The following is a 23,926-nucleotide window of genomic DNA, read 5'->3' as shown; positions in this document are numbered from 1 at the left end:
CGCTGTGCGAAGCGTCCTCAGCCAGAAGTTACCGCCGGCGGTAGGGCACCGTTGGTTCCGGAATCGATTGCATGTGTAGTGCATGAGGCATCCAAAGTACAAAAAAGCCCACAGGATTCTGTCGTGCAAGCGCTTCTGGGCGGTCGAAAACCGCGGCCCTGCTAAAGCCGGAACTGTGCTCCTACCTTGATGCCGAACTTATTGGCATCCGGCGAGTCGCGGTACGTAAGCCGATGAATGAAGTCAACCCGCAAGAATTTAAAGATGTTTTCAACGCCGTAGCCCACTTCCACATAAGGCTGGCGACCAAGGGGCCGGATAGTCGGCAGGAGTTCGCCTTCGGTGTTGGTGCGGGGCTGCTCGGCATTCGAGGCCGACAGGCCGCCGTAGAGTACATTGGCAGTGCCAACGAAGCGGAGATTGAGGCGCCGCACACCGGGCACGCTGTTGAGAAACAAGCCTTCAAAGTGATGGTCGAGCCGCAACGACACCGACCGGTCGGTGACGAACTCGAAGTAATTCATCAGGTTGAAGGCATTGCCATTGTAAAAAGGCGTTTGGTTGCCCAGCGGGGTTTTGAGAATGAGGTAGGGCACCGGGTCTGGAATCAGGCTGCCCTCGAGGCGGTAACCCAAGCGGCCTAGTTGGCCCACCGACACGCTGTGTGTTATCAGCACGTTGAACTTTTGATAAGCGGGCGACGGCTTGGTGTTTAATAAGTTGCGCGCCCCAATGATGTAGCGAAACGAGAACACCGGCCATCTTTTGAGGCCTACTGGGCGGCGGCGGTTTTCGCTCTGCACCAGGTTCTCATCGGGGGCGTAGCGCGACTCCAGCACGATTTCGGAAAGGCCCAAGTCGCGGGCTTTCGGGGCGGTGGGGCCGCGTTGGTCGGTGGTGAAGTAGGCGAAATCGTGAAGTGGGGTAATGTCCTGGTTACGCACCGTGAGGTACTGCGTGAACCCGTGAAATAAATCGCGCTGAAAACTGAGGGACAGCAGGTTGCGCATGATGGGCTTGCCCTGCCGGACGCGCCCCCAGCGCGAAGCGGCCACAAATAGATTGTTGTTGGACAGGAAATCGTTGTCGAGCAAGGCGGCCTGCTCCACGTCGTGGCGGAATTCACCGCTGAAGACCGTCCAATGGCGCCGCTCGGCAATGAAGCTGGTTTTCAGGCCGTACTTCAACTGCTCGTCTTTAGTGCCGTAGGCTAGGTATCCCTCCGTAAGCCAGTTGCGGCTGATTTCGGGCGTGGAGCGAAACCCAAAGCGGAACCGGCTGCCTTCGTAGTCGTTGCGGGAATAGGTATTGAGTATCGGGCCGATGTCCCAGCGGCCCACGCGTTTGTAGCCATTTACCAGCAGTTCAATCCAGTCGAGCACGTTGCGCACCGACGGAAGCTGCTTGGCCGAGTCGAGCACGGCAAATGTTTGGCGTTCCGACAGGCTGAGCGTGTCGGGGCGGTGCTGGTCGAAGTAGCCGCCGGCCGTACCCTGGGGTGCCCCGCTGAGCAAAGTGCTGCCGGCCCCGCGCGGGGTGGGCTCCATGAGCGACGAAACCACGGGCTGGTCGTAGAAACCGCGTTCGGTGTGCATCTGGTTGCGCACGAAATTGCTGCTGACGGTGGTGAAGCGCACCAACATGGCGGCTTGCTTTTCGGAGGGGCGCACGCTCACCACCAGTTTGGTGCGGGTAGGCAGCCCGGGGCCTTCGGTGGGCGAGGTGAGCTCCTGAAAAATGCGGAGGTCGCCGATGAAGTTGATGTTGGCGTTGGGGCTGGCCACGAGGTCGGCCCGGCGCAGGGCGTAGCCTTCCTGGGTAATCCAGATGGTGCCTTTGAAGGCCAAATCGTGCGACCGTTTGGGCGTAACGGCAATTTTGTAGCACCAGTCGGTACCCACCATCACAGAGTCTTTGAGGTCATAATCGTAGGTGAGGCGGCCGCCTTCGGCGATGGGCGAGATGAAATCCTTGCCCATGACGTTTTGCCAATTGGGGTAGAAATCGAAGTTCTGGAAGTTCGAGCCCAGCATTTGCGAGAGCATCGAGCCCTCGCGCGGCCCCACGCCCCGGATTTGCTTGTGCAGCAAATCTTCCCGCCGACGCAACGGTACCGATTTCTGGTAAACCCGCGAGCCCACTTCGGAGGCGAAAATGGGCAGTGGAGCATCCGTATCGGCTGCCGCCGCTGCCCCTTGGCGCACGGCCAGCGCCCGAATATCCTGAATAATCCTGCGCTTGGCCATGCTGGCCGGTAAGTTAATCAGGCTGGTTTCGATGCGGTTGTACGAATCGTATTCGGCTGCTTGCAGGTACTGGCGTGCGTTTTGGGGCTTGTGCTTTTGCACCTCGCGCAGGATGCGGAAGGCGGGGTTTTCAGGCTGCCGCGAACTCACCACCACTTCGCCCAACGCCACGCCGCCGGCCCGCAAGCGGAACAGCACGGTTTGCACGGGCGCGTCGGTCAGCTTGCGCCGCTGGGTGGCAAAACCAATGGCCGACGCTGCAATGGAATCGGGCGTGCCCTCGACGGTGAGCTTGAACTTGCCTTCGGCATCGGCCGTGGCCCCGGAGGTGGTGTTGGGAACGAAGATGGAGGCAAACGGCACGGGTTCGCCGTTCGTCGCTTCCACCACTTGGCCACTTATCAGAATCCGCTGGGCTGCGGCTGGCACTGCCCACAGGCACACCAAGAGCAACGAAGCCAGAAATCTCATACGCAGGGCAAAGGAGTCAAATGAGTTACGCGGAAGTAGCCTCGCAATCTACGCAAAGCGCGGTGGGCGCCCAAGTAGTTCCGGCAGGAATTGTCAGATTCTGAGGCCACCAATTGCAACCGTGTAGCAAATAGGGGTTTTCAGGCCTGCTTGCAGTGGTTTTGCGGTGTTGGCAGTAAAGCGGCATTTGATTATTGCCAGTCCTTTTTAGCGTGTGTCAAAAAAATAGACGCTTGGCCGTCAATCAGATTAAGTGGAAAATCAAACACAAACGGTAATCTGACTTGCCAAACTGCTTGGGCACAGCTGCTATGCCATCACGACAATCCCCATCCCACCAGCCAGATTTCGGTACCGGGTGGCAAGGTGGCCGCCACGGTGCCCAAGTCGAGCAGCAGGCCGCGCTCCACGCTGTAGGTGCGCGTTATTTCTTCTACGGTAGCAGCACCGGGGCAACGTGCGCCGCTGGGCCACACCACTTCAACGGCCAGCGCCGTGTGCAATGCGTAAGCCGCGAGGTGTGGCGTGGGCGCGGTAGGCAAGGCCAGCAGCCCCAAGCCCGGTAGGGGCCAGGTAGCCGCCACGCGTAAAAGAAGCAGATTAGTATCCGGCATAGATTTAATCTGCAACGGGGGTGGCTGGCAACGTGTTTCGCATTTCTGCACTGCTGAAAAAAACAACGCCCCGGCTACGAAAGCAGCCGGGGCATCGGGTTGGGAGCGTCAGCACTCGGGTTTACACTTCCACTTTCAATGTGGCAGGAGCTTCGGTTACTTCAAACATCTCGCCGTGGGGCACGATGGTAATCTGGCCGTATTCCTCCAATAGCTTTTTGTAGCACCTGGCCACGGCCCGGGGCTTGCGGTCGAGATCAAAGAGCCCACAGGCATTCACGCGGCCCACTTTGCGCGAAAGGCCAATGTCCCAATCCACTTGGTCGATGAGCGAATACCAGGTGAAGCCGAGCACGGGCACGCCTTCGTTGCGCATCCGCAGGATGTTTACCCACTGCTTCCAGAGCCAAGTGGGGGCGTCGTGCGGGTCAAACACGTTGGTTTCGGTGTGCATCACCGGCTTGCGGTAGCGGTGGTAGTAGTCGAGGGTGATGTTGTACCAGCCCAGCACGTCCATGCTGGTGCATACCTCGCCGTCGGGCAGAATAATTTTTTCGTTGCGGCCGTAGTAGTCGTTGCCCATTACCTGGTAGCCGGGTGGCTCGCCGGCCATAAACCAGTCGTACTCGCGCCGCGTCAGGCCGTTGTCAAACAAGTAGTTCAGCACGTCGCCGTCGGGGTGGTGAGCATAAAGCAAATCCAGGGACAGAAAGCGCAGCTTGTTATCCAGCGTGATTTGCGGCGAAGGTGTGGCCCGCAGCTCGTGGATGTACTCCGCCGATTCGCTCTGGACGATGATGCAGTCGGGCCGGTGCCGGGCAATTTGCTGAGTGCCCATGATGCTGGCGGCCACCAAGTGCTTCATGGCCGTCACAAAGGCCTTGTCGGTTTTCAGCTGCTCGTTCCAGATGCCGTCTTTGGCGCTCATCCGGGCCGTGACGTAGATTTCATTGATTGGAGTATAAAACCGCACCCACGGGTAGCGCTGGGCCACTGCGCCCGCATACTGGGCAAAATGTACGGGCAACTCCGGGTTTTGGAAGTTGCCCAGCCAGTCGGGCACCCCAAAATGCAGCAAGTCCAGAATGGGCGTGATTTCGAGGCGCTGCATCTCTGCCATCACCAAATCGGCGAATTCCCAGTCGTAGCGACCCGGCCCGAGGTGAGTTTTGTGATACGGCAGCCCGTAGCGCAGTACCTTCAGCCCCAGGTCTTTTACGAGCTGCAAATCCTCCTGCCACCGCTCGTAGTGGCCGCATTCTTCCAGCAAGTCGCGCCGCGTGCGGCCGTTGTCAATCGTGGGATTCGAGCACTCGATGCCGGTGGCAAACATGAAGTTGTTGGGCAGGCCGGTGGGCAGGCCCCGCCCGTCGTGGCCCCGCGCGCCACCAAACTCGTCGCCCTCGTAGTTGCCGTCGCCGAAATGGGCCTTGATGCTGGTGAGAAAGGATTTCATGGTAAGAGCAAAAAGAATGTTAAACTCCCCTCCTTGGTAAGGAGGGGACGCGGCCGCGAAGCGGACGCTGGGGTGGTTGGGGCGTTGAACGACTTGCGTGTGGTTCGTTCCGGCACCGTTCAGCGAATCCAACCACGCCCGTCCGAGCCTGCGGCTCGAACATCCCCTCCTTATCCAAGGAGGGGAGTTTTCTGTTCACACGTCGCGGCGCTGTTGGCTTTCCAGAAACTTATCCGCCGTGCGCAGGCTCAAGGCCATGATGGTCAGGGCCGGATTAACGCTCAACGCACTCGGAAAAGTCGAGTTATCGCAGATGTACAGATTGGGCACGTCGAAGGCGCGGCCGTTGGCATCCACCACGGCATCGTCGCCGCTCAGGCCCATGCGGGCCGTGCCGATGACGTGCGCCATGCGCGGAAAAGACCAGATATCGGTGGCCCCAGCGGCCGTCCAGATGCGGCGCATCAGGGCTTCGGCGTGGTCGTTCATGCGGCGCTCGTTTTCCTGCATGGTGAAGTGCAGGCGCGGCTTGGGCAGCCCGCGGGCGTCTTTCTCGTCAGCCAGTTCCATGTAGTTGTCGGCGTGGGGCAGGCAGTCGCCGAGGATGTTGATGCCGGCTACGTGGTTGTAGTTTTTCATGTAGTCGCGCAGCTGCTGGCCCCAGTACTTGCGGCCCCGCGCCACCTGCCCGGCAAACGTGACCGGCATGATGCCGATGCTTTGCAACAGGTAGCCGCCCACAAAATCGGCATCCTTGGGCCGGTGGGTATCCTGCGAAATCAAACTACCCGGAATGCCCTTGTGGGGACGCGTGGCTTCCCCGAAGGTGCCAAAAACCTGCACGCCGGGGTGCGCCATCAGGTTTTTACCCACCTGCCCGCTGGTCAAAGCCAATTCATTCAGCAGCAGCAAGCGCGGCGTTTCCACCGAGCCACTGCAGAGGAACAGGTTGCGGCAGCGTTGGCGGCGCTGCTCGCCGTTTTGGGTATACACCACGCCGGTGATGCGGCCCTGCGCGTCGCGCTCAATCTCCGTGACGAAGCTATTGGGCTGAATTTTTGCCCCGTATTTCACCGCCAGGGGAATAAACGTGACGTCCATGCTCGCCTTGGCGCCGTTGGAGCAGCCCGCCTGGCAAAAGCCGCGGTTGGTGCAGGCCTCGCGCCAGCCCACGCCTTCCTGGTAGTAGCGCGCCGATAGGGCGGCGTTGGCCGCGGGCGAAGTCGTGATGCCCAGCATCTCGCAGCCCCGCACCATGAGTTGGGCCGCACTGTTCAGGGGCAGCGGCGCCAGCGGGTAGCCCTTGCGGCGCGCGGGTCCCCAGGGATAGGGGGTGGGGCCCGAAATTCCCAGAAACTGCTCCAGTTCCTCGTAGTACGGCTCTAGCTCTTCGTAGCCAAAAGGCCAATCTTCGCCCTGGCCGAAGTCGCGCCGCACGTGCAAGTCATCTGGCAGAGGGCGGGGCGTGTAGGCGGTGTAGTGCAGGGTGGAGCCGCCCACACCGGTGCCGGAATTGTTCTTGCCCATGGCCAGTGGGTCGGCGCCGGCGCACAGCCGCTCGTCGTTCCAAAACAGGAAGTCCTGCGCTTTCTCGTCGGTGGCAAAGTCGGTGGCGGGCTGGTGCCAAGGGCCAGCTTCCAGCGCCATCACCTTCAGGCCGGCCATGGCCAGGCGGGCCAGCAGCGGCGCCCCGCCCGCGCCCAGCCCAATGACCAGGCAGTCTACCTCATCGCCCGCAGTTGGAATGGCCTGGGGCTGTTCCAACGGGATATCAACCGGTGCCATTTCCTTCACGGGCTCGTCGGCAATCAGGGCGCGCAGCAAGGGGTCTTGAATTTCGGGCTTTACTGGGTTAAGGACGCCTTCTTCCAGGATTTCTTCGTCGGGCATAGGAGTTGATACCTAGTGAGATGATACAGATAAATAAAATAAGCCTGTCATGCTGAACGCAGCGAAGGACCTTATCACGCAGGAGATTACTGCAAAGAGTTATTGGGTGATAAAGTCCTTCGCTGCGCTCAGGATGGCAGTCGTTACCCGCCTACTTGGCTGGGCTCCCGTTCTTCTTTTTCGTTCAGGCCGATTTTGGTCCAGGCCGGTAAGTCGGCCATGCCGACGTAGCCGATTTCCTCCTGGGCCAGCGGGTGAGCGTAATAGGTTTCGGTGAGTTCAGCCAGGAGTTCTTCAAAGAAGCGGCCGGCATCCAGCGTTTCCCACGTAGTGCCGGGCGGGGTGCCGTCGGCTAAGGACTGAAGGGTAGAATCCTGCTGTTCGGCACTCAACGCCATAAAATCAGCTTGAAATAGCGCCTGCGCTATTTCCTGGATGCCGCCGAGACCCATGCGCAGGGCTTCGCGGTCGGGCGGAAGGGCATCGTAGCGCCAGCCATCGGCCCGGCCCTCGGCGAGGCGTTGGTCCACGGCGGGAGCCAGGGGAATGGGACGCTCGGGCCGGTCGGGCTGCGGGAATAGGCGGCCGGCTACCGCTTCGAGCAGGGCAAAGGTCTCGGGCGCCAGAAACTGCGGCTCGTACGCAGCAGGAGCATCGAGCCGGTTTTGCAGCGCGGCGCGGGTGGCCTCCGAGACGTGCTCAGTGGCGAGTAGCGCTCGAACGCTGCCGCTGGGATAAGTTGGAACAGACATACAAAAGGCTTCAGCTGAAGGAGTGCCGATTGAGACGGCTCAGCTAGTAACCCCTTACGAGCAAAATCTTCCCAGCGGCTGAAGAATTCTGGCGGTAACTACAATTGATAGTGTCTACTACAAGCCGTCATGCTGAGCTTGTGGAAGCGTCTTTACGGCCCCCGTTGTCATGCTGAGCGCCGCGAAGCATCTTCTCACCTAGGAACGATTGGTTCTTACCTGAGAAGATGCTTCGCGGCGCTCAGCATGACAGACGATTACTTCAGCAGCATAATGGCGGCCATGGTTTCGATGCCGTCCCACAAGTTGCCGAGGCGGATGTTTTCGTTTTCGGCGTGCTGGTTGTTATCGTAGTTGGCCACCGGCACCGTGATGGTTTGGGCCTGAAGCTGCTGCTCGAACACGTACAGCGGCAGGCTGCCGCCCATGGTGGGCAGCAGCACCACGCGGTCGGGGGTGGTGGTCTGCACTGCGGCCACCACTTGGCGGGCAATGGGCAGGTCGAGGCGGGTGCGCTGGGCGTTGTAGCCGGTTTCGGGCTGCACGCGCACCAGCCGCGGAAACTGGGCCCGCTCGGCGTCAGTGGGCTCGTCGCGGGTCACGTGGTAGCCTTGCCGCTCGATATGCCGGATGACTTTCTGCACTTGGCGTTGGGCGTCGTTGCCAGGTACGAGGCGCAAGTCCAGCACGGCCGTCGCCACCGTGGGAATGACGTTGGCGGCCTGCGCGCCCACGTTGGCGCTTTGCATGCCGTTGATATTAAGGGAGGGCTGGTTGAGCAGCTCCACCAGCGACTGTCCGGTGCCGTACGGCCGGGCAAATCCCAACTCCTGCTGAATGGTCTTATCCAGATTCGGCACTTGGGCCAGAGCGGTTTTCTCCGCTGGCGTCAGCGGCGTTACGTCATCATAAAAGCCCGCAACGCGCACCCGGCCAGTACTATCCGTCATGGAGGCCAGCAGGCGAGACAGTTCCATGGCCGGATTGGGCACCCAGTTGCCGTAGTGCCCGCTGTGCAGGGGCCGGCGCGGGCCGTATACTTTCAGGCTCATGTTCACATCGCCCCGCGCGCCGAACACCACTTGCTTGCGGCCCGACTGGTGCACCGGCCCGTCGCAAATTACCCACACATCCGAGGCCAGCAGCGCTTTATGGCGGGCCAGAATCTCGGCCAAATGCGGCGAGCCCCGCTCTTCTTCGCCTTCAAAAAAGAACTTGATGTTGACCTTGGGCTTGAGCTTGCTGGCCACTAAGGCCTGATAGCCGGTGAGGATGGTCATCACGCCGGCCTTGTCGTCCGAAGCACTACGGGCGTAGAGGCGCCAGTCGGGGCTGAGGGGCTGGCCGGGCGCGGGGCGCGTCGCCAGCTGGCCGCCGCGGTCGAGCGGGCCCGTCGCCAGGGTGGGTTTGAAGGGGCTAAGGCCCTCGCGCCACTGCGCCGGATTCACGGGCTGGCCGTCATAATGCGCGTAAAAGATGACGGTGCGGGTAGCACCCGGCGTGCGAACCTCGCCAAACACCACCGGCGGCACGCCCGCCGTGGGCGCGGCCAATAGCTGCGTTTTGATGCCGCGCCGCTGCATCATCTCCTGAATAAACCCGGCGGTGCGGCGCAGGTTGGCCGTGTCGGCAGCCACGTTGGGAATGGCGACCAGTTGCTCAAATTCAGTCAGCAATTCGTGCTCGTGCGTCTGCCGGAACTGCCGGACTTTCTGCAATGGGTCGTTGGCCTGAGCGGAACCAAGGAGGGCCAAAAGGGCCAGCGCGAATAGCTTTTTCATGGCCGTAAAGTAAAGCCAATAAAAAAAGCAGCCGGCACGAGGCCGGCTGCTTTCCAATATGGGGCAATTGCGGGGGCAGTTTAGTTAAACAGTGCCAGCGCCTTGATGAACGTTTGCGACACGCCCCAAGCCAGGGGAATGCCCACGAACAGCCAAGCCAGCGCCACCGACAGCGTCGAGCTGGGCTCTTCGCTAGTGCTGGGGTACGAATTCGGTTGCGGATTCATATCAATTTCAAATTACAGAGATGAAAGGAAATGCTTACGCGCCAGCCGGTACGGTGACGCCTTTTTTCACGTGGTACCGCTCGTTCACGGCCGTCACCAGCAGGTTGGCAATAAAGCCCACCACCAGCACGCCGGCCATGGTGTAGAATACGCTTTGGTAAGCGGCGGCACCGGTCAGGCCCTTGGCTTTTTGATTGTCACGCAAGTAGTTCACCAGCAATGGCCCCAGCACCCCGGCCGTAGACCAGGCCGTGAGCAGGCGGCCGTGGATGGCGCCCACTTGCATCGTGCCGAACATGTCGCGCAGATAAGCCGGGATGGTGGCAAAACCGCCCCCATACATGCTCATAATAACGCAGCAAACGACCACGAACAAGGTGAGCGAGGCCCCGGCTGCCAGCGTGGGCACCAGCGCATAAAGCACCACGCCCAGGCCCAGGTAAATCATGTAAGTAGGCTTGCGACCAATCTTGTCCGAAGCCGACGACCAGAAGAACCGGCCCAGCAGGTTGAACAAACTAAGCAGGCCCACAAAGCCGGCCGCCGCGGCTGCCGTCACACCCCGCCCGGCACCCATGGCCGTGTCGGAGAAGGATTCCTGAATGAGCGGCGAGGCCGATTCGAGCACGCCGATGCCGGCCGTCACGTTCATGCAGAGTACAACCCACAGCATCCAGAATTGCGGGGTTTTGATGGCGTTGTCGGCGTCTACGTTGGCCGTGGTTATCATGGCGCTCGACTGCGCCGGCACCACGTAGCCCTCTGGCTTCCAGCCCTCGGCCGGTACCCGAATGGTGAACACACCAAACATCATGAAGGCCAGATAAATAAGGCCCATGACAATGAACGTAGGCGCTACACCCATGGGCGCCACGTCCTTGAACTGCGCCATGAGGGCCACAGCCAGCGGCGAGCCAATCATGGCGCCGCCGCCAAAGCCCATGATGGCCATGCCGGTGGCCACGCCCGGCCGGTCCGGAAACCACTTAATCAGCGTACTCACCGGCGAAATGTAGCCGATGCCCAGGCCGCAGCCGCCCACGAATCCGTAGCCGAAGTACACGAGCCAGATTTGGTGCAGGTGCACGCCCAGCGACGCAATCAGAAAACCGCCGCCGAAGCACAGGGCCGAGGCCATCATGGCCTTGCGCGGGCCCACGCGCTCCAGCCACTTGCCAAACACAGCGGCCGAAAGGCCCAGCAGCACAATGGCAATCGAGAAAATTACGGCCAGCTGCCCGGCCGTCCAGTCGTCGGGCGCCGGGGCGTCCACATTGCCGCTGATAAGGGCGCCCATGGGCTTCTTGAACACACTAAAAGCGTAGGCTTGCCCAATGGCCAAGTGAATGGCCAGGGCCGCCGGCGGCACCAGCCAGCGGTTGTAGCCGGGGCCCGCCACGGTGCGGCTGCGGTCAAGCAGAGAAGTGGAATTTTCAGCCATGAATAAGTGGGAATTGGAGTGAAAGAAACAGTGAATTGGTGCGGTCCCTTTCGCCAGTGGCATGGCGGATAGGGCTGTTAGCGAAAGGTAACCGGCTTTTAAACAGATTGATTGTTGGAGGTTGAAAAAATTTGCTAAATAGATATAGCTGACGCGGCCAAAGAAAGAGGAGGGAATAATTACCTACGGGTAATTATTCCCTCCTCCGATTCATTTTCTCGCCGCCTTACTCGTCGCTGCTAAGCTTGCCGCCGGTAACGTGCAGGAGGCTGCCGGTCATAAACGAACCGTCCTGGCTGGCGAGCAGCACGTAGGCCGGCGCAATTTCCTCGGGCTGGCCGGGGCGCTTGAGAGCCACTTCGTGGCCGAACTTCTCGATTTCGGCCAGGGGCATGGTGGCCGGGATGTTGGGCGTCCAGACGGGGCCCGGCACCACGCAGTTCACCCGAATGCCGCGTTCGCCCAAATACAGCGCCAGCGACTTGGTGAGGGCATGAATGCCAGCCTTGCTGGCCGAGTAGTCGACCAAAATCGGGATGCCCGTGATGCCCACAATGCTACCAGTATTGATAATGCAGTCGCCCTTGGCAAGGTGCGGCAAGGCCGCCTGCGCCATCCAGATGTAACCGAGAATGTTGGTATCAAACGTGCGCCGGATTTGCTCCTCGCTGATGTCCTCGAATTTTTCCTGGCTCATCTGGAATGCCGCGTTGTTCACCAAGATGTTCAGCCCGCCCAGCTCGGCCACAGTGCGGCGCACGGCCTGCTTGCACTGCTCTGGGTCACGCACGTCGAGTTGCAGCAACAGGCACTTGCGCTTCTCCTTTTCTACTAGCTGCTTGGTTTTTTCGGCGTCTTTCAGGTTCTCGTTAAAAAGCACGGCCACGTGGGCGCCTTCCTTGGCAAAAGCAATGGCCACGGCCCGGCCAATGCCCGAGTCGGCCCCGGTGATGAGCGCCACCTTGTCTTTGAGCTTGCCGGCCGCGCGGTAGTTGGCCAGGTCCGAGTCCGGTTGCAGCTTCATGTCGGCCTGGGCGGCCGGGTAAGGTAGCTTTTGGGCAGCGGCTTTGAAATCGGTGGCCATGGGGCGGCGCTCGGTTTTGGCGGGCGCGGGCTTGGCTTTGGCTGGGGCAGCGGGCTTTTTGGCGGTAGGCTTGGCGGGAACGGTCTTTTTCGTGGTCATGCGGAAGTGAAAAGGATGGGCCCTTGCTTACGCGAAAAAAAACAGAACGACTAACGGCAGCACCAACGCACCGACAGTTGCTCAGAGCCGGCGCAGCACCACCCGGCGGTTGAGGGGGCGCTGGGCGGGGTCGGCGTTGTCGGCCACGGGCTGGGTGCCGCCGTAGCCTTTGGGCTGCAACTGGCCCGCCGCTACCCCGTGCGCCGCAAGGTAAAGGCACACGGCTTCGGCCCGCTGCTGCGAGAGTTGGCGGTTTAGCTCAGCGTTGCCCACGTTGTCGGTGTGGCCCTGCACTTCAAAGCGCAGGGCCGGGCGAGCACGGAGGGCGGCGGCCAAGCCATCAAGCGCCGTGCGGGCCGCTGGCAACAGCTGCGCCTTTCCCTGGTTGAAATACAGCTCGGGCAAGGTCACGGTTTCGCCGATGCTCAAGGCTGCGAGCTGGGCCGTGCTCCCCGAATCGGAAGCCGCTAAAACCGGCGCCTGCCGCACTGCGGCATAAGCGGGCCTAGCAGCAGGTTTCACGGTGGCTTTGGCAACCGGTTTGGCTATTGGCCGGCCGACGGGTTTGACCACGACTTTTGTGGGCGGCTGCGGTCGCTGCACAGGAGCTGACGCCAGCGCTTTCGCCTGCCCCAGCGGCGCTTTCGGTTCTTTGGCTGGGGGCAGGGGCGGCACCGTGCGCGCTGCTACTGCTTTGGGGTTTTCCCGGAACAAGTAGCGCGTTGGAATGGGCGACGGCCCGGGTGTCTCGGCGGTAGCGCCCCACAAGTTGCGCCACGAGGCCGGGGGCGGACCCAGCGGTGCATCGGGCCGCTCCCAGGTAACCACGGCGCGAGTGTCGAGGATATCCTGGTAGTATTCAACCCGTAAGTGGTAAGGCTGGCCGCCTTTCAATTCGAGAGAAGTCGTGAAGTTGCTCACCGGCTGCGGCCGCCACTCGTCCATAATCAGCCGGTTGTTCACCCAAATGCGGATGCCGTCGTCCACGCTCACGTGAAAAATGTATTTGCCGCTGGCCGGGGGCACCAGCCAGCCCGTCCAGCGCACCGAAAAATACTCGGTGGGCAACCCAAGCGCCGGCGGGCGATGGCCCCAGTCGAAGGCTAGGGTGGGGTCGCGGCGGCTGAGTACGAACTTCTCAAAATTGGTCCCTTCGTAGTAGTCGCCTTTGATGCCGTTGCCCACGATTTGAGTTTGAGCCCGAGCTGGCAACACCGGCAGCAGTACGGCCAGCAGCAACCCACGCAATAACGGGCCCCGCAGCCCCCAATAATTAACCCACGCCATGCGGCAATAACGGCATTTTGGGAAAAGTAGTATCGACTTTTGAAATCGGCTGCAGCCCAATAGTCGCGCTTCCTGATGTGGTGCTCTTACTTGAATTCGTGGCCGCAGTGAAAGCAGTGATGGCGCTTGCCCCGCACCGGATACCGCAGCAGAATGGAGAGCAGCCCCGACCACAGCCCGTAGGTATTGCGCGTAGCCGGCCCGTAGGCCACATCCGGGGAGCCACACTTGGGGCAGCGCGGCGCCACGGGGTCGGGTGCATCGGCAGCAAAAGAGGCTTCGTCGGGGCCGGTGGCCAACGGCACGGGTACTGCTTGGAGGATTTCCAGCGCGGCTTCCGCATCGGCTTGGCGCACGTGCAGCCGCACGCCCCCGGTAATGGGGCTGTAGAGCGGCATGAGCGACACCAGATTCTCGTTGCTCAGAAAGCACGGGATGCCCGCCGCCTCCAGCCGGGTGCGGGCCAGGTTGGCCGCCATCGGCTCATAGTACGATTCCAGGAAAACGACGGAGTCGGGGGAGGACATGCAGGCTACGCTACCTATCGGGCGGCTTGCTTGGTGGCCTCGTTGATGCCTTCGGCGGTGCGGCCGGCTTGTAGGGCCACAAATTCGGCCTGCCGGGCGCGAATGCGCACTTCCTCGCGGGCCGGCAAGTCCATGCGAATCTGCTTCACTTGGTCGTTCAGGCGGCGGTACACGGCGCGGGCGTAGTCCCAGTCGCGGTCAGTCCAGGTGGCGCGCTGCTCGCGGGCCGACCGAATGAGCTGGGCGTAGGCGTTGGGCAGGTCGGCGGGCGTGAGGTTATCCAGCTGGCCGGAGTACGGGCCCATCAGCTTGTTTTCCATCGCAATTTCCTGGCGCGGGTCCAGCGGCTGCTTGCGGCGGGCGCGGTTGGCGGCGTCGTAGCTGGCAGTGGCTTTGCCCACGCGGGCTACTTTCTGGGCAGCGGTTCGGGCCAGGGTATCGAGTTCGCGCACGCCTTCGCGGGCCACTTCCTGGCGCTCGCGGGGCGTTGAGTCGCAGCCGGTGAGCAGCAAAGCCGGCAGCAGTAGTGTTGCGGCCAAGCCGCCCAATCCATTTTTGAAATCTTCAACCAGTCGGTTCATAGCACAATGCCCAGCGGGCCGGTAATTTGTTGTGCTGCCTTCTACGGCTTCGCCATGCGAAAGGTAAGCGTGAGCTCATATTCGGCGGGCACGGCCCGGGTGCTCAGCCGGGCGGGTATCCATTCGTTGGGGATGGTGCGGGCCACGCGCAGGGCCTCCTGGTCGCAGCCGCCGCCGATGCTGCGCACCACGCGGTGGTCGCTGGCCTGCCCCAGCGTATCGATAGCGAAGGCAATGGTTACCTGACCCTGAATGTTGCGGGCCTGGGCCTGCGCCGGGTACTGCAGCTGCGTGGTGTAAGTAGCCAGCGCGGCATCGCCGCCGATAAACAGCGGGGGCTGGTCTACCACGCGGCTGGCCCATTGGCCCGGGGTGGTTTGGATGCGGTACTTCATGTCGCCGCTGGGACGGTAGTAAACCAGCGCTTTAGCGGAATGGTCGTAGCGTTGCACCACCACTTTTTCTTGGGATGCGGTGTAGCCGTAGTATTCCCAGATGCCCACCTTGTCGCGGCGCTCCATGAGGCCACTTTCCCATTTGGTGGTTCGCATCTTCTGAGCGTTGGATATAGAGGCAACGCCCAGCAGCAAGAAAAGTTGAAAAGCTAGAGTAATTGTATTTTTCACAGCTAGGTAGAGTGTGTAAAAAAGAATATTTGGCTATTATTTGACCCCAATCGTTTCCGGCTGGGAAAGGTAGCAAAACGTTCTTCGTTTACAAAGCACCTGCTCTTACAAACCGTCTTCTTCTAATTGCTCGCGCACTTCCAATAGCTGCTTTTGCAGCCCCGGCAGATGTGGGCAAATGACTGATAGCCGATTGAGTACCCGCAGGGCCCGCGCGTAATCACCCAGCTGCCGCAGCATGCCTGCCTGCCCCCACAGCGCGCCAAAATGACGTGGTTCGCGGTGCAGGGTTTCCCGAATATCGTCTAGTGAGGCCCGGTATTCGCCGCGCAGGTAATGTGCTGTTGCTCTCTTATTCCACGCCTCAGCAAAGCTCGGGTTAACTTGAATTATACGAGTAAAATATTCGATGGCCCGGGTATAATCTTCGGCTTGCAAGGCCCGCAGGCCCTCCTCCATTGCTTTGTCAATGGCAACATTATCAGTGGTTAGCCACAGCTGCCAAATGCCATCTTGCAGGACCTCAATCTCGGCGGGGGCAGTGGCCAGCCGCAAGCGGGCGAAAAGCTCGTCGAGCATGAAATAAGGACAAATGAACTGAATGAAACCTCGGATTGCTGAAAATTAAAACAGCTCCTTCGCCACGCGCCGGATGCTTTCCGACTTGCCCATGGAGTAGTAGTGCAGGCATGGCACGCCGTGGGCCATGAGCTCGCGGCTTTGGTTGAGGCACCACTCGATGCCCACGCTACGCACGGCCTCATTGTCGCGGCACTGGCTCACGGCTTCCACCAGGGTTTCGGGCAAGTTCAGGTAGAAGGCCCGCGGCAGCATGGTGAGCTGCGATTTGGTGGTGAGTGGCTTCAGGCCGGGAATAATGGGCACGTCGATGCCGGCCGCGCGGCAGAGCTTTTCGAAGCGGAAAAATTCTTCGTTGTCGAAGAACATCTGCGTCACGATGTAATCGGCGCCGCGGTCTACTTTGTGGCGCAGGTAGCGAATATCCGAGTTGTAATTCGGCGCTTCGAAGTGCTTTTCGGGGTAGCCGGCCGTGCCGATGCAGAAGTCGGTGGCCCATACGTCGTCCTGCTCCTGGTCGAGGTACTCGCCCTTGTTCAGGTTGGCTACTTGCCCAATGAGGTCGCAGGCATAGGCGTGGCCATCGGGCTCGGGCTTGAACATTCCCTCCGACTTAATGGGGTCGCCGCGCAGGGCCAGGATGGAATCGATACCCAGAAAGTGCAGGTCAATCAGCGCGTTCTCGGTTTCTTCTTTGGTGAAGCCGCCGCAGATGAGGTGGGGCACGGTGTCCACATCAAACCGGTTTTTGATGGCCGCGCAAATGCCTACCGTGCCCGGCCGGCGGCGCACGGTTTTCTTCTCCAGCAGGCCGTTGGGGTGCTGGCGGTACACGTATTCCTCGCGGTGGTACGTCACGTCGATAAACGGCGGCTTGAACTCCATCAGCGGCTCAATATTAGAGAACAGCGTGTGGATGTTTTCGCCCTTTTTCGGTGGGAGAACCTCAAAGGAAAAGAGCGTTTTGCCGTTGGCACGCTCCAAGTGTTCGGTAACTTTCATGTAGAGAATAGCGCGGACTTTGTAGTCCGCGTTCGGAATTGGGGTGATGCGGCCGATAGCAGCCGTTCCAAGTCGGTGCAATACGCGGACTACAAAGTCCGCGCTACAGGTTCGTAGTTCAGGTTTGGCATCAACCAGCGTTCCAGCTCAGCGGTTTCCATGCCTTTGCGTTGGGCTATGTCGGCTACTTGGTCAACCCCAATTTTGCCCAGGCCGAAGTAGCGCGAATCCGGGTGCGCGTAGTACATGCCGCTTACTGAAGAGGCCGGGTACATGGCCAAGTTTTCGGTGAGCGTGATGCCCGTTTTAGCGCCAGCATCCAGCAGTTGGAACAAGGTGATTTTCTCGGTGTGGTCGGGGCAGCCGGGGTAGCCGGGCGCTGGGCGCACGCCGCGGTATTTCTCCTGCACCAAATCCTCATTACTCAGATGCTCGTCGGGCGCGTAGCCCCAGAACTCGCGGCGTACCCGCTCGTGCAGGCGCTCGGCAAAGGCTTCGGCCAGGCGGTCGGCCAGCGCTTTCACCATGATGCTGGAGTAATCGTCGTGGTCGGCGGCAAACTGGTCGAGCAGCTTCTCAATACCGATGCCCGCCGTGACGGCAAACCCGCCCATGTAGTCAGCCCGTCCCGAGTCTTTCGGCGCCAGGAAGTCAGAGAAGGCAATGTTGCGGATGCCGGGGCCTTTTTCGCCCTGCTGCCGCAACGTGAAAAACTCGGTGGCCACCGTGCCGCGGTTGTCGTCGGCATAGATTTCGATGGTATCGTGGTCCACGGTATTGGCAGGCCAGAAGCCCAGCACGGCGCGGGCCGTGAGCAGCTTCTCGTCAATGATGCGCTTGAGCATGGCCTGCGCGTCTTCGAAGAGCTTATTGGCCGCTTCGCCCAGGTTCTCGTCGGTGAGGATGCGCGGATAGCGGCCTTTCAGCTCCCAAGTGTGAAAGAACGGCGTCCAGTCGATGTATTCGGCCAGCTCGGCTAAGTCGTAATCTTCCAGCACTTTCGTGCCGAGGAAGGTGGGCTTGGTGATGGGCGTGGTAGCCCAATCGGCCTTAAATCCGTTTTCGCGGGCCGCTCCAATGGTGAGGTAGTTTTTGTCGCGCTGGCGGCTGGCGTAGTCGGCGCGCAGGGCAGCGTAGTCGTCGGCCACGGTCTGGGCATAGGCTGCTTCGCCCGAGCCGAGCAGGCCGGCAGCCACGCCCACGCTGCGCGAGGCGTCGTTTACGTGCACCACAGCGCCGCTGTACGCTGGCGCAATTTTCACGGCCGTGTGCAGGCGCGAAGTAGTGGCGCCGCCGATAAGCAGGGGTACTTTCATGCCGCGTTTCTGCATGGCCTGGGCCACGTACACCATCTCATCGAGCGAGGGCGTGATAAGGCCGGAGAGGCCGATAACGTCCACGTTCTGGGCTTGGGCCTCGTCGAGAATCTTCTCGAGCGGCACCATTACGCCGAGGTCGATAATGTCGAAGTTGTTGCAGGCCAGCACCACGCCCACGATGTTCTTGCCGATGTCGTGCACGTCGCCCTTCACCGTCGCCATGAGGATTTTGCCGGCCGTCTGGCGATCGGAGCCCTGCTTATCGGCCAGCAAATACGGCTCCAGATAAGCCACGGCCTTCTTCATCACGCGGGCCGATTTCACCACCTGTGGCAGAAACATTTTGCCGGCGCCAAACAGGTCGCCCACCACGTTCATGCCGGCCATTAGCGGGCCTTCAATTACGTCGAGCGGGCGGGCTAGCTCAAGGCGAGCAGCTTCGGTGTCTTCGTCGATGAATTCAGTGATGCCCTTTACCAGCGCGTGAGACAGGCGCTCCTGCACCGGCAGGCTGCGCCAGGCATCGGCCACCACTTCCACCTTGCCTTTTTGCTTTACGGTTTCGGCAAATTCGAGCAGTCGCTCGGTGGCGTCGGCGCGGCGGTTGAGCAGCACGTCTTCCACCAGTTCCAGCAGGTCCTTGGGTACTTCGTCGTACACCGCGAGCTGGTTGGGGTTCACAATGCCCATGTCCAGGCCCGCTTGGATGGCGTGGTAGAGGAAGGCCGCGTGCATGGCCTCGCGCACCACGTCGTTGCCACGGAACGAGAAGCTGATGTTGCTGACGCCACCGCTGGTGAGGGCGCCGGGCAGGTTCGCCTTAATCCAGCGCACGGCCTCAATGAAGTCGATGGCGTAGTTCCGGTGTTCCTCCATGCCGGTGCCGACGATGAGGATGTTGGGGTCGAAAATGATGTCCGAGGCTGGGAAGTCGATGCTCATCAGCAGGTCGTAGCTGCGCTGGCAGATTTCCTTGCGGCGCTCCAAGGTGTCGGCTTGGCCGTCCTCGTCGAAGGCCATAACGACCATGGCCGCGCCGTACTGGCGCACGGTGCGCGCCCGCTGCAAAAACACCTCCGGCCCTTCTTTCAGCGAAATCGAGTTAACGATACTCTTGCCCTGCACGCACTTCAGGCCGGCTTCCAGCACGCTCCATTTCGAGGAGTCTATCATCAACGGCACCCGCGAAATATCGGGCTCTGAGGCAATGAGGTGCAGGAAGGTGGTCATGGCCTGCTCCGAGTCAAGCATGCCTTCATCCATGTTGATGTCAAGCACCTGGGCGCCTTCCTCCACTTGCACACGGGCCACGGCCAGGGCTTCCTCATAGGCGCCGGTGCGAATGAGGCGGGCGAAGGCGCGCGAACCGGTCACGTTGCAGCGCTCGCCCACGTTCACAAACAGACTCTCGGGCTTAATGGCGAATGGCTCCAAGCCGCTCAGGTGGGTAGCGGGCGGGATTTCGGTAGGCAGTGGGCGCGGCTTGTATTGCTCGGCCAGCTTGCTCAATTCAGCAATGTGCTGGGGCGTGGTGCCACAACAGCCGCCCACCACCGTCACAATGCCGTCCTTCAAATAATCTTCGACCAGCGCCGCAAATTCCTGGGCCGATTCATCGTAGCCGCCAAACGCATTCGGCAAACCCGCGTTGGGATACGCCGAAATGTGCACGTTGGAAATGCGGCTCAATTCCTCCACGTATTGCTTGAGCTGGTGCGCACCAAGGGCGCAGTTCAGCCCCACGCTCAGCAGCGGCAAGTGGCTGATGCTGTTCCAGAACGCTTCCACCGTCTGGCCCGAGAGCGTGCGGCCCGAAGCATCGGTGATGGTGCCCGAAATCATGAGCGGCACCTGGCGGCCTCCTTCGTCGAAGAACTTCTGCACCGCGTACAGCGCCGCTTTGGCGTTCAGGGTGTCAAAGATGGTTTCGATGAGCAGCGTGTCCACGCCGCCGTCCACGAGGCCGCGCACCTGCTCCAGGTAGGCCGTGGCTAATTCGTCAAACGTCACGGCGCGAAAGCCGGGGCGGTTCACATCGGGCGAGAGCGAGGCGGTGCGGTTGGTGGGGCCCACGGCGCCGGCCACGAAGCGCGGCTTGTCAGGCGTGGCGTACTCGTCGGCGGCTTCGCGGGCCAGGCGCGCCGACTCATAGTTCAACTCGTACACCACGTGTTCCAGGCCGTAATCAGCTTGGGCAATGGTAGTGCCGCTGAACGTGTTGGTTTCCACCATATCGGCCCCCGCGGCAAAGTACTCCGCGTGAATGCCTTTGATGATATCCGGCCGGGTAAGGCTCAGCAGGTCGTTGTTGCCGCGCAGCGGACGGTCGTGGTCGGCGAAGCGGGTGCCGCGAAAGTCTTCCTCGGTCAGCGGGTGGCGCTGAATCATGGTGCCCATGGCGCCGTCGAGAATCAGCAGGCGCTGGCGCAGTAAATCGGGAAGCGGGGAGGGGGCGGAGAGCGTGGCGGTGGACATTTCTTTCGGATTGAGTAGCGAGCAAGCAGCGCGTATATCCAGAAAGAAACCCGTGCGGGCTGGCACGGTTCCGGCTGTCATCTTCTTCCACCGAAATCGTGGTGAAACGGGAGTTGGCACCTACTCGTGGTAGGTTGCCAAGACGTCATCGGGCCCGGTCCCTCGGTCTTTCTGGATAGCAGCGTACCGCGAAGATACGACGGAAGACGGATTGCAGTCTACCTCAAAAGGTATGTGTCATGCTGAGCGCAACAGGTTCTACTTATTACAGCGCCCAGGCGGGCCACACGCTGCCAGCAGGAAATACCGCCGGCTCGGGTGGCAGCTCCAGAAACGCCGTTGCCCCGACCAAGCCGGTTAAATCGCCGGAGCCTCCCACGCGCAGCGGCGTGGCTAAGCGTCGGCCATCGGCATCAACAGTCAGGCGCACGGGCACGAAGTGGGCTAGCTGCGGTTTAAAATTGATGTCAACAGTCAGCACGGCAGGAGCGGGGGCTTCCAGGGCTGCGGGCATGTCGGCAGCGTTTTCGGGCTGCTGGACGGCGCGCAGCCAGGGCCGCACGTAGCGGCACGCCGTGAGGAACGTCGAGACCGGGTTGCCGGGAAGGCCGAACACTACCGGGCCTTCGGCGCGCGCGCCAAACCACATGGGCTTGCCGGGGCGCTGGTTCACTTCGTGGAAAATCTCGACCACTTCCAACTCGCGGAGTAGACTCGGGAGGTGGTCGGCGCGGCCCTTGCTCACGGCGCCGCTCAGCACCACGGCATCAAAGCCCGCGCTTAGGATATTGATGAGGCCCTGACGTAACGCCGTAATCTCGTCGGTAAGGTGGAAAAGCGACACCTCCGCGCCGGTCTGTGCAAACAAGCCCTGGAGCGCATAAGCATTGGAACGCCGGATTTGGTGCGGCAGGGGCGTCTCATTAATGCCCACCAATTCATCGCCGGTGCTCACCACGGCCACGCGCGGCGTGCGGGTCACGCGGATTTCGGCGGCTCCCACAGTGGCGGCCACAGCTAGTTCGGCTGGGCCCAAACGAGTGCCGGGGGTGAGGAGCACATCGCCTTGGCGGCGGTCCGCCGCCTGGCGGTGAATGTTGACGCCAGGCGCGTCGGGGGGCGCAATCTGAATGCTTGCGCGGCCACCTTCCAGCAAAATGTCTTCGTAGCGCACCACCACATCGGTGCCGGGCGGCAGCACAGCGCCGGTCATGACTTCCACGGCCGCCTGGGTATTTTGCAGCAGCTGCGGGGGCGCGCCGGCATACTGCGTGTGCTCGATACCAAACTCCGTTTGGCCAGCGGCCCAGGTAGCGTGCACTACCGCAATGCCATCCATGGCCACCCGGCTGAAAGGCGGAAAGTCGCGGTCGGCCGTGAGGCTTTCTGCTAAAATGCGGCCCAGCGCCTTGGGCAGCGGCACGGTTTCGGGCGGCAAAGGGCGGGCAGTGGCCAGCACGCGGGCAGTGGCTTCGGCAGTGGAAATCATGGGCAGGTTTATGGCGAGACTAATTATTGAATTGCAACGGATGAACCAAGGCCGTCATGCTGAGCGCAGCCGAAGCATCTCGCCCGCTTCGTTGCAATCATTTGATTTACTGCTCCGAGCGAGATGCTTCGGCTGCGCTCAACATGACGTTGTAGGAAATAGTCCTGCTTACCTACGGAATCAACCGGTCTTCGCGCAGCTTGGTAAACAGGTCGAAGAAGGAATCTTCAGTGCGCTGGTACACGGCGAAGCCCCGCTCGCGGCTGTTGGCCATGTCGGTCATTACTTCGATGGGCCGGCCCAAGTCCAGGTCGGTGTGCCAGGGCGAGGCCAGGCGGCTCAGGTCGGGCTCGGCGAGGCCGTGGCGCGTGGCAATGTCGCGCCAGAGGTCCGCGTCCGCGGCCATTTCAGCCTCTAATGGGTGAATGGCGCCGTCGAAACCCACGGGCTCCACGCCAAACCAATCGGCCAGCTTTCCCCACAGCCAGCTCCAGCGGAAAATATCCCCGTTCACGATGTTGTAGGCTTCGTTGCGGGCGGCTTCGGTGGTGGCGGCCCACACCAGCTGCTTGGCGATAACGCGGGCATCGGTCACGTCGGACAGGCCTTCCCACTGCGCTTTTGAGCCGGGCCAGCGGAACGGCCGCCCCGTTTCCTTGCAGATGCTGGCGTACACGGCCAGCGTGGTGCCCAGGTTCATGAGGTTGCCCACGGCCTTGCCGATGATGGTGTGCGGGCGGTGAATGCTCCAGGTGAAGCCGTCTCGCTCGGCCGCGGCATATACTTCGTCTTCCTGCGCGTAGTAAAAGTTGTCGAGCGCCAGCCGGGGCTGCGACTCCCGCAACGGCGTAGGCGGCGCCACGCCTCCACTCACATACGCCTCAAATGGCCCCAGATAATGCTTCAAGCCAGTAACCAGGGCCACGTGCTGCACCGATTTTTTCGGGCCGAGCACCGCCAGCAGGTTGCGCACCATGGCGCTGTTCACGCGGATGTTTTCGGCCTCGGTGTCGTTGCGCATCCAGCTGGTGATGAAAACGTGCGTGGGCGCCAGGTCGGCCAGGGCCGTTTCCAGGCTGGCCACGTCCATGAGGTCGGCGGCTACGGGCTGCAGGCCGGCAATGTCGGTGCTGGGCCGGCGGGCCAGGCCGTAGGTAGTCCAGTTGTTGGCGAGGAGTTCTTGGGCGAGGTTGCTGCCGATAATGCCACTGGCACCGACGACTAAAGCTGTATTGGTCATATTAAAATTCGAGTTGAATGCGGGCTTGGGCAGGCCCAACCCGCGTTGTTTGCAGTGAGCAAACGTGTTTTGGGCAGTTAATGGCCGGAAAACGGACCTCCTGCACGATATTTTGCAGCTAAACAATCCGCAGCCGCAATTGGCTGTTAGCAACGCTGCGGCTGCCGCGTGCCTGGCGCGGGGCCGTCGCTTTTTACTCACAATGCCAACGATTAGACGCTAGTCTGCGTCTGTAAGCGCTATGCTAACCAAGAATTTTACCCACGTCAACGCCGCCAACCAGCCTACTATGGTGGACGTGGGCGCCAAAACCCCAACCCGCCGCGTGGCCCGCGCCCGCTGCCGCGTGGTGCTGGGCGCAGAGCTGCTGGGCCGGGTGCAGGCCGGCGAAATGCCTTCGCACAAGGGTCCGGTCATTCACACGGCCATTCTGGCGGGCATCATGGGCGCCAAGCGCACCTCGGAACTCATCCCGCTGTGCCACCCGCTGGGCCTGGACGATTGCAAGGTCACCATCGAGCCCGACGGCCCCGACGCCCTACGCGTGGAATGCACCGCCGTGGTCACCGGCCGCACGGGCGTGGAGATGGAGGCGCTTACCGGCGCCACCGTCGCGGCCCTCACCATCTACGACATGTGCAAGGCGTTTTCGCACGACATTACCATTGATAGCGTGCAGCTTGTGGAAAAAACCGGGGGTAAGCGCGACTTTTTGCGTCCCGAAAATTCGTAAATTCCAT

At 61.2% G+C, this 23,926-nt stretch carries 19 protein-coding genes and 1 riboswitch; of the genes, 1 reads left to right on the top strand and 18 read right to left on the bottom strand.

Annotated features, from left to right (window positions below):
* Positions 1 to 161 precede the first annotated feature (161 nt).
* From I2I05_RS16915 to I2I05_RS16830, 18 genes are all read right to left on the bottom strand, one after another.
* Positions 162 to 2,717, bottom strand: a complete 2,556-nt coding sequence (locus tag I2I05_RS16915) for a DUF5686 and carboxypeptidase-like regulatory domain-containing protein (RefSeq protein ID WP_196283440.1) — start codon at positions 2,715 to 2,717, stop codon at positions 162 to 164.
* Between the two features lie 317 nt (positions 2,718 to 3,034).
* Positions 3,035 to 3,331: a hypothetical protein gene (locus tag I2I05_RS16910; RefSeq protein WP_196283439.1), complete on the bottom strand. Its 297-nt coding sequence runs from the start codon at positions 3,329 to 3,331 to the stop codon at positions 3,035 to 3,037.
* A gap of 121 nt (positions 3,332 to 3,452) precedes the next feature.
* Positions 3,453 to 4,787 carry a family 1 glycosylhydrolase gene (locus tag I2I05_RS16905; RefSeq protein WP_196283438.1) on the bottom strand — a complete coding sequence of 445 codons (1,335 nt, stop codon included), beginning with the start codon at positions 4,785 to 4,787 and terminating at the stop codon, positions 3,453 to 3,455.
* A gap of 195 nt (positions 4,788 to 4,982) precedes the next feature.
* Complete coding sequence (locus I2I05_RS16900) at positions 4,983 to 6,677, bottom strand: GMC family oxidoreductase (RefSeq protein WP_196283437.1); 1,695 nt, start codon at positions 6,675 to 6,677, stop codon at positions 4,983 to 4,985.
* Positions 6,678 to 6,820: 143 nt separating this feature from the next.
* The gene (locus tag I2I05_RS16895; protein WP_196283436.1) at positions 6,821 to 7,429 is read right to left on the bottom strand and encodes a gluconate 2-dehydrogenase subunit 3 family protein; all 609 of its coding nucleotides are present in this window, start codon (positions 7,427 to 7,429) and stop codon (positions 6,821 to 6,823) included.
* 257 nt (positions 7,430 to 7,686) lie between these two features.
* Entirely contained in the window at positions 7,687 to 9,210 is a 1,524-nt protein-coding gene (locus I2I05_RS16890; protein WP_196283435.1) for a M20/M25/M40 family metallo-hydrolase, read from the bottom strand.
* 80 nt (positions 9,211 to 9,290) lie between these two features.
* Positions 9,291 to 9,437: an MFS transporter small subunit gene (locus I2I05_RS16885; protein WP_196283434.1), complete on the bottom strand. Its 147-nt coding sequence runs from the start codon at positions 9,435 to 9,437 to the stop codon at positions 9,291 to 9,293.
* Positions 9,438 to 9,471: 34 nt separating this feature from the next.
* A complete protein-coding gene (locus I2I05_RS16880; protein WP_196283433.1) occupies positions 9,472 to 10,878 on the bottom strand; it encodes an L-lactate MFS transporter in 1,407 nt (468 codons plus the stop codon).
* Positions 10,879 to 11,104: 226 nt separating this feature from the next.
* Positions 11,105 to 11,962 carry an SDR family oxidoreductase gene (locus I2I05_RS16875; RefSeq protein WP_230688394.1) on the bottom strand — a complete coding sequence of 286 codons (858 nt, stop codon included), beginning with the start codon at positions 11,960 to 11,962 and terminating at the stop codon, positions 11,105 to 11,107.
* Positions 11,963 to 12,142: 180 nt separating this feature from the next.
* On the bottom strand, positions 12,143 to 13,348 hold the full coding sequence (locus tag I2I05_RS16870) for a PA14 domain-containing protein (RefSeq protein ID WP_196283431.1): 1,206 nt from the start codon (positions 13,346 to 13,348) through the stop codon (positions 12,143 to 12,145).
* An 86-nt stretch (positions 13,349 to 13,434) separates the two neighbouring features.
* On the bottom strand, positions 13,435 to 13,875 hold the full coding sequence (locus I2I05_RS16865; protein WP_196283430.1) for a putative signal transducing protein: 441 nt from the start codon (positions 13,873 to 13,875) through the stop codon (positions 13,435 to 13,437).
* A gap of 14 nt (positions 13,876 to 13,889) precedes the next feature.
* Positions 13,890 to 14,456 carry a hypothetical protein gene (locus tag I2I05_RS16860; protein ID WP_196283429.1) on the bottom strand — a complete coding sequence of 189 codons (567 nt, stop codon included), beginning with the start codon at positions 14,454 to 14,456 and terminating at the stop codon, positions 13,890 to 13,892.
* A 41-nt stretch (positions 14,457 to 14,497) separates the two neighbouring features.
* Positions 14,498 to 15,007: an energy transducer TonB gene (locus I2I05_RS16855; protein WP_196283428.1), complete on the bottom strand. Its 510-nt coding sequence runs from the start codon at positions 15,005 to 15,007 to the stop codon at positions 14,498 to 14,500.
* A gap of 180 nt (positions 15,008 to 15,187) precedes the next feature.
* On the bottom strand, positions 15,188 to 15,661 hold the full coding sequence (locus I2I05_RS16850; RefSeq protein WP_196283427.1) for a tetratricopeptide repeat protein: 474 nt from the start codon (positions 15,659 to 15,661) through the stop codon (positions 15,188 to 15,190).
* Positions 15,662 to 15,706: 45 nt separating this feature from the next.
* Positions 15,707 to 16,663, bottom strand: coding sequence for a methylenetetrahydrofolate reductase [NAD(P)H] (metF, locus tag I2I05_RS16845; protein WP_196283426.1), 957 nt, complete (start codon positions 16,661 to 16,663; stop codon positions 15,707 to 15,709).
* Positions 16,664 to 16,752: 89 nt separating this feature from the next.
* Positions 16,753 to 20,457 (bottom strand): methionine synthase, encoded by a 3,705-nt coding sequence (gene metH, locus I2I05_RS16840; RefSeq protein WP_196283425.1) that lies wholly within the window; start codon positions 20,455 to 20,457, stop codon positions 16,753 to 16,755.
* Positions 20,458 to 20,531: 74 nt separating this feature from the next.
* A riboswitch (SAM riboswitch) is annotated at positions 20,532 to 20,639 on the bottom strand.
* Positions 20,640 to 20,722: 83 nt separating this feature from the next.
* Entirely contained in the window at positions 20,723 to 21,946 is a 1,224-nt protein-coding gene (locus I2I05_RS16835; protein ID WP_196283424.1) for a molybdopterin molybdotransferase MoeA, read from the bottom strand.
* Between the two features lie 172 nt (positions 21,947 to 22,118).
* The gene (locus I2I05_RS16830; RefSeq protein ID WP_196283423.1) at positions 22,119 to 23,186 is read right to left on the bottom strand and encodes an SDR family oxidoreductase; all 1,068 of its coding nucleotides are present in this window, start codon (positions 23,184 to 23,186) and stop codon (positions 22,119 to 22,121) included.
* A gap of 241 nt (positions 23,187 to 23,427) precedes the next feature.
* Between I2I05_RS16830 and moaC the strand changes: the two genes are divergently transcribed.
* Positions 23,428 to 23,919: a cyclic pyranopterin monophosphate synthase MoaC gene (gene moaC / locus I2I05_RS16825; protein ID WP_196283422.1), complete on the top strand. Its 492-nt coding sequence runs from the start codon at positions 23,428 to 23,430 to the stop codon at positions 23,917 to 23,919.
* Positions 23,920 to 23,926: the final 7 nt, after the last annotated feature.

It is taken from the genome of Hymenobacter jeongseonensis (assembly GCF_015694725.1).
Lineage (GTDB): Bacteria > Bacteroidota > Bacteroidia > Cytophagales > Hymenobacteraceae > Hymenobacter > Hymenobacter jeongseonensis.
The sequence above is the reverse complement of the archived record's forward strand: the minus strand, read 5'-3'. Positions and strand labels throughout refer to the sequence as shown.